Source organism: Flavobacterium sufflavum (genome assembly GCF_004016525.1).
GTDB lineage: Bacteria > Bacteroidota > Bacteroidia > Flavobacteriales > Flavobacteriaceae > Flavobacterium > Flavobacterium sufflavum.
The window spans coordinates 196,381-203,166 of record NZ_SACJ01000008.1; the positions used below are offsets into that span (position 1 = coordinate 196,381).

Consider the following 6,786-nt stretch of genomic DNA (forward strand, 5'->3'; position numbering starts at 1 on the left):
TTTAGTTTTGACGGGCTGTCGCTTAAATTTTATAAACTTACTTATTTTGATTTACAAATGGAAATAAAGTAGATTCTACATGTGATGAATTCATCAATCCTTCCAATTCTTTTGCCTTTTTAGGAAATTGCTTAGCGATATTTTTACTTTCAGCGGGGTCTTTTGTTAAATCATATAATTCAACTTCATTTTTAGGATTTACAGAAGCATTCAATTTTATCGCTTTCCAATTTCCTTGTCTAACGGCTTGTTTACCTCCATTTTCATGAAATTCCCAATAAAGATAAGCGTGTTTTGCTTGCGTTTTGTTGCCTTTTAAAGTAGGCACAAAAGATAATCCATCAATATTTTGAGGTGGTTTTACACCAGCTAATTCAGCGAAGGTGGGTAAAATGTCCCAAAAAGCACCAATGTGATTATTCTGTGAATTGGGCTTGATGACGTTAGTCCAACGAGCGATGAATGGCTCACGGATTCCACCTTCGTATAAATCTCGTTTAACTCCTCTAAAACCACCGCTACTATTAAAGAAAAAGGGATCTGCTCCACCTTCTTTATGTGGTCCATTATCACTTGTGAAAATCACCAAAGTATTTTTATCTAGACCTTCTTGCTTTAATTTTTCAAGAATTTGCCCCACATATAAATCAAGTCGGCTAACCATTGCAGCAAAAGTAGCGTGTGGATAGTCTTGTGAAGTATAACCGCCTTTTGTGGCGTTCACACCATAATCATTTCCCTTGTATGGCTTTTCTTTGAACTGTTTTTTATAGTATGCCAAGATGCTGTCGTTGGGAACAAGTAATTCGGCATGTGGCAGAATATAAGGTAAGAATAAGAAAAACGGTTTGTCTTTTGCTCTTTTGTCAACAAATTCCAATGCTTTTTTTTGAATAATATCTGGCGCATATTCTTTATTTTCCATCAGATTCTTATTGGCTTCCAACACAATTTTTTGTCCATTCTCCCATAGATGATTTGGATAATAGCGGTGTGCCAGCGTTTGGCAATTGTAACCAAAAAACTGATCGAAACCCTGTTTGTTCGGATCGCCCTCTGAACCAACCGGACCTAATCCCCATTTACCAAAAGCAGCTGTTTGATAACCCGATTTTTGAAGTATTTCAGCTACTGTAAGCACAGAGTCAGCGATAGGTTCTTGTCCTTCAGGGTCAACACCTTTGTTACCACGAATATAAGTATGCCCTGTATGTTGTCCTGTCAGTAACGAAGAACGAGAAGGAGCACAAACACTTGTACCAGCATAAAATTGAGTAAAGCGAACACCTTGCTTGGCTAATTTATCAATATTGGGCGTTTTGATAAGTTTTTGTCCATTGATTGCGATATCGCCATAGCCTAAATCATCTGCTAAAATGAAGATAATATTTGGGCGAGTATCATTTGGTTTTTGTATGTTTTTTTGTGCCAATAAAGTAACTGTTTGTGTGAACAGTAAGGCGGCAACGAATATGATTTTTTGCATGATAGTACTATTTTTAATTACCTATAAAACAAAAACATACGTAGCAAACTGAATTACTACGTATGTTCTTAAAGACAAGAAATATTAATTATATCCAGGATTTTGTTGGTATAGTCCTATTTTTGTTCCTATTTCAGTGGCTGGTACCGGATAAATCAAAAAGTCGGGTGTTACTGCATTGATTGTTAGAATTCCATCATTTTTTATCCAGGAATTCATTTTAGTAACAGCATTTCCAGAACGAACTAAATCGTTCCAACGGGTGCCTTCTCCTAAAAATTCTTTTCGTCTTTCTTCAAGTAAATTATCAAAAGTAACGTTTGAAATACTAGGTAATCCTGCACGACTTCTTACTTGATTAACCAAAGCATCTACTTCAGTTTGTGTGCCTTGTGCTCCCTTTAAAATGGCTTCTGCCTTCAATAAAAGAATATCCGCATAACGCAAAACGATAAAATTGATAGACCAGTCTCTTCCATTTGTACCTCTTTTTGCCACATCAATATATTTCTTTATAAAAGGTTGAGAGTAAGTTAATTGAATGTTGAAAGCGTTTCTTACATCGGCTGCATTGGTTAAGTATGAAGCTTTAAGTTCTTTAGAAACATTAAAGTTACTTGAACCATAACCGTTACCATAAGAGTTTGAAATTCCTTGTCCCGTCCAAAATGCTACTGGAGCAAGATGACTTGGAAAGCCTGCGCCATTTGAAGAACTCATAAATTGTACATCAAAAATTACTTCTTTATTATTTTCGTTATCGTAAGCAAAAACCGAAGAATAACTAGGCAACAATTGATATTGCTTGCTCGCAATTACTTCATTGAAAAGAATAAGTGCTTTATTATATTCATTGCTATTTAATCCAGGACCTTCAATATTATATGTTGTTCCTGAGCGAGTTAAATAAACTAAGCCTAATAAGCCTTTTGCTGCATTGTTTGTAGCACGACCAATATTGGCTCCTGTGTAAGATGCAGGAAGATTTTGTATTGCAAATTCTAAATCTGCAATAATCAATTTATAAATATCTGCTACAGCACTTCTTAGTACAGATTCTACTTCTACTGCTGTTAAAGGCTTTTCTATTAAAGGTGCTTTACCAAAAGTACGCACTAATTGGAAGTAATAGAAAGCCCTCAGAAAACGGGTTTCGGCTGTAAATCTGGAACGTAAAGCAGCATCTGTAATAATACTTCCTTTGGTTTCTAATGCCTGTAAAACGGAATTAGCATTGAAAATTCCATTGAAATTATCATTCCAGGCATTAGCAATAAAACCTGTTGTGGTGATATTTGGAGAGAAATCGTTGATTCCTTGCCAGTCACGGTTACCATCATGTAATACATTGAGGTTATCGCTACGCATTTCACCCAACCAAAGTACCTGACTTGGGTAAGACGTTAATTTACTGTAAACACCATTTACAGCTTGTGTAAAATCGTTGGTGTTTGAATAAAAACTTTCTGCCGTGGTACTGGAAACAGGTTTTTGATCGAGCTGATTTTCGCAGGAAGTAAGCCCTACTAAGACGGCACTAATTGCTATATATATTGTTTTTTTCATGACTTTAGAATATAATTATGTGAATTAAAAAGTAAGATTAACACCTACAGAGGCAGTTTTGCTCAATGGCATTGAACCATAATCGCCCGGAATCGGATAACTTCCGTTTCCACTCACGTTAGTGTTTTGGGCTTCCGGGTTTACGCCACCTCTGTATTTATCGTGGTTGAACCAGTTTTGTAAAGCGACATAAACACGAGCAGAGGAGAGTACACTATTTTTTGCTAAATCCTTGAGATTGTAACCTAAAGTAATGTTTTGAATACGGATAAAATCAGTCGAATAAACCCAGTCAGATGTTACTTGAGGAACGGTATAGGTGCTTGCTAATTTTCCACGAGGAGCATTATAATTTTGGTTCTCCGGAGTCCATCTGTCTCTCCAAATTCCAGAAATATTGGCAGTTGTACTTCCGCTGAAATCAATAGCACGACCAAAATAGGAAAGAATAGAGCCACCAACTTGTCCATATACTTGTACGCTTAAATCAAAGTTCTTGTATTTAAAATTGTTGGTAATACCCCAAGTATATTTTGGATTGGGTTGTCCATGAACCACTCGGTCATTAGCATCGATTACACCATCGTTATTAGCATCGTAGTATTTAGTATCTCCAACAGTTTGATTCTTTATTTTAGCCACTTTTGGATCATCTAAATCAGCTTGTGTTAATATTCCGATTGATTTTGTTACATAATAACTAAACATTGGTAAACCAGGCTGTAAAATATAAGGAGCATTACTACCGCTATATGCCGAAGGAATATATATAGGGGAGCCGTCGGCATTTAATGAAAGTACTTCATTTCGGTTAAATGCAATATTTGCATTTGTGCTCCATTGGAAATCAGGAGCTACTATGTTTCTTGAAGTTATGGCTAATTCAATACCTTGATTTTTTACTGAACCAGTATTTTGTAAGCTAGTAGAGAAACCACTTGCGGCCAAAACAGGTAGATTTAGCAACAAATCGGTGCTTTTCTTAGTATAAGCATCAAAAGAAACATTAATACGATTATTAAAGAAAGCGGCATCAAAACCTAAATTATACGTATTGGAAGTTTCCCATTTCAGGTTTGGATTCGCTAAGCCTGCTACCACTTGTCCATTTGCTACTATTGGAGTATTTCCACCAAAATTATATGAAGTCCCGGATAGAGTAGGAATTGAGTTGTAGTTTCCAATGTTGTTATTACCTGATTTTCCCCAGCTAAAACGCAATTTTAAATCACTAATTTCTTTAATATCTTTTAAGAATGATTCTTGTGAGATTCTCCAACCGATTGATGCGGAAGGGAAAGTTCCCCATTGGTTATTGATACCAAATTTAGAAGAGGCATCTCGACGGATACTTCCTGTAATTAAATATTTACCGGCATAATCATACTGTAATCTTCCATAATAGGAAAAAAGCGTATTGTTATTCTCGGTAGTTGTACCAGTAACCGTTACTCCGGCAGCGTTTGGAATGGCATTGCTAATTGTGTTTACAATATTGTTAGCAAAACCACCAGCAGTACGAATGTTGAAAGCTTCATTATGAACTGAATTGAATGAAACTCCGGCTACTGCCGATACATTATGTACATCATTAAAAGTCTTGATATAGTTTAAAGTGTTCTCGTTTACAAAATTTTGCTTTCTGTAACCTCCATAGGATCCACTTGCATTTTTTCCAGGATTGGTGATTCGTTCAGCAGCACCTCCAACCGCTACGTAGTCGGACACATATGTTTTTGTCTGTTGATTTACATCATCATAATTGACAGTTGTTTTAGCAAACAAACTTGGTAAAATGTAATATTCAGCATAAATAGAAGCAAGGAGACGGGTATTTTTTGTCAATCCGATTGAATTGTTCAAAATGGCATAAGGACTTACCAATCGTGGGCTACTCCAGGTATAAGTTGGGAACTCTCCAGCACCTGTATTCAATCCAGCATTAGCTTCTACTACTGGGGAAATCCCAGCGATATTCATAATTGGACTGTCTTTTCCGTCACCTTGTGGAGTGTTATTTTCAGAATAAGTAGGTGCCAAATTGATACCCAATTTCAGTTTTTTATTGGCTCTTGCTTCAATATTTGCACGCAGACCATAACTTTTATAATCAGTATTTATCAAAGTAGCTTGTTGATTTAAGTAATTTCCTGAAAAGAAATAACTCACATCTTCAGTACCTCCTGTTGCCGATAATTGATAGTTTTGAAAAATCGCTTTTCTGTAAATCGCATCCTGCCAGTCTACATAAGTTAATCCAGGATGTCCCGGTTGTGACCAACGTTCGTCAGGCATGAATGAAACGTTGTATTCACCAGCTTTTAAACCCAGAATAGCTCTACGCTGATCATTAGTTTGATCGGCTGTACGTCCAGTTCCTGAACGTACCCAGTTTGTATTTGCAACTTCGGTTGCTACGCCTACCCATTCATCAGCGCTTAAAATATCCAGTTTTTTAGCAATACTACTAACACCGGTATTGGTATTCAGGCTAATTTTTAACTTACCTGATTTTCCTCTTTTGGTTGTAATAAGCACAACTCCATTGGCAGCACGAGAACCGTAAATCGCTCCGGCTGCTGCATCTTTTAATACTTGGATACTCTCAATATCATTAGCACTTAAATTTGCGAGTGGACTCGTTCCGATACTTCCATCTGAGTTTTGGCCTGCAATATCTAAGGGAAATCCATCCACTACGTAAAGAGGTTCAGAGCCAGCATTGATAGAACCCGTTCCACGAACCACAATACTTAAACCAGCTCCGGGCAAACCTGTTTGTTGTTTTACTTGCACACCAGCCATTTGTCCTATAAGGGCTTGTTCAATTCTACCAATTGGTTTTTCTTCTAAATGTTTTGCATTAAAAGATGCCACCGAACCTGTAATGTCACTAGCTTTTTGTGTACCATAACCAATTACAACAACTTCATTCAATGATTTAGCTTCAGGTTGTAACGATATATTTATTATCGATGATTGGCCGTTGATTTTTACTTCTTTTGTTAAATAACCAACGAAAGAATAGATCAAAGAAGCATCTTTTGTACTGGTAGTAATTGAATATTTCCCGTCTGCATCAGAATAAACACCTATTTGCGTTCCTTTAATGATTACGTTTACTCCAGGTAAAATATCGCCTTTTTCATCTTTGGTAGTACCGGATATAAGTTGTTCTATGGATTTTGTAGAATTTTGGGAAAAAATTTGTGAGTTTGTACACATTGAAACTAAGAAGATGAAAAAAAACATTTGAAGTTTCCTTGTATTCTTTTTCCATTGTTTTTGTTGAGTCATAATTTTGTAGGTTTAAATCTGATAAATACTTGTGCTTCCATCATTTTGTGATGTTGCATTTATTTGTCTAAATGTCTAGGTTTGTTAGCATTGAAAATGCTAAGTTTACTGAGAGATTATTGTATTAAATATGTAATAAAAAACCATTGGTGAAATTCATCGCCAAAAAAGGTTCTCTATGCATTTTTTGCTTCATTTCTAAGCAAAAAACATTCGAACTGACAAAATTTAATAGTATAACTTAACTGGTTAGGAAAATAGAAGTTTATTTAGTGTAAAAACACTGACCGTCGAGAATAGAATATATAATTAACGTGAGTTCGATATAAACTTATTGAAAAAGTACTAATTGTTTTGTGTCTAGGAAATTATTTTTCAAAGACGGTTTTTTGTCTGCAAAGTTGTAAGCAATCAGAGCGGAAAAAATATTATTGAAG

3 protein-coding genes and 1 pseudogene are annotated in these 6,786 nt (G+C 35.9%); all 4 read right to left on the minus strand.

The genetic code is table 11. From position 1 onward, the window contains the following. Nucleotides 1–37 precede the first annotated feature (37 nt). Nucleotides 38–1,486, minus strand: a complete 1,449-nt coding sequence (locus tag EOD40_RS13275) for an arylsulfatase (protein ID WP_128196307.1) — start codon at nucleotides 1,484–1,486, stop codon at nucleotides 38–40. A gap of 84 nt (nucleotides 1,487–1,570) precedes the next feature. After that, entirely contained in the window at nucleotides 1,571–3,052 is a 1,482-nt protein-coding gene (locus EOD40_RS13280) for a RagB/SusD family nutrient uptake outer membrane protein (RefSeq protein ID WP_128196309.1), read from the minus strand. A 24-nt stretch (nucleotides 3,053–3,076) separates the two neighbouring features. Then, on the minus strand, nucleotides 3,077–6,349 hold the full coding sequence (locus EOD40_RS13285) for a SusC/RagA family TonB-linked outer membrane protein (protein ID WP_196781448.1): 3,273 nt from the start codon (nucleotides 6,347–6,349) through the stop codon (nucleotides 3,077–3,079). Between the two features lie 331 nt (nucleotides 6,350–6,680). Further along, nucleotides 6,681–6,786, minus strand: a pseudogene (locus tag EOD40_RS18375) (IS982 family transposase); the annotation flags it as partial.

Bases quoted from the DNA above. Each gene is read 5' to 3' on its own strand.
- EOD40_RS13275 (WP_128196307.1), bottom strand. From the start codon at position 1,486: ATGCAAAAAATCATATTCGTTGCCGCCTTACTGTTCACACAAACAGTT.
- EOD40_RS13280 (WP_128196309.1), bottom strand. From the start codon at position 3,052: ATGAAAAAAACAATATATATAGCAATTAGTGCCGTCTTAGTAGGGCTT.
- EOD40_RS13285 (WP_196781448.1), bottom strand. From the start codon at position 6,349: ATGACTCAACAAAAACAATGGAAAAAGAATACAAGGAAACTTCAAATG.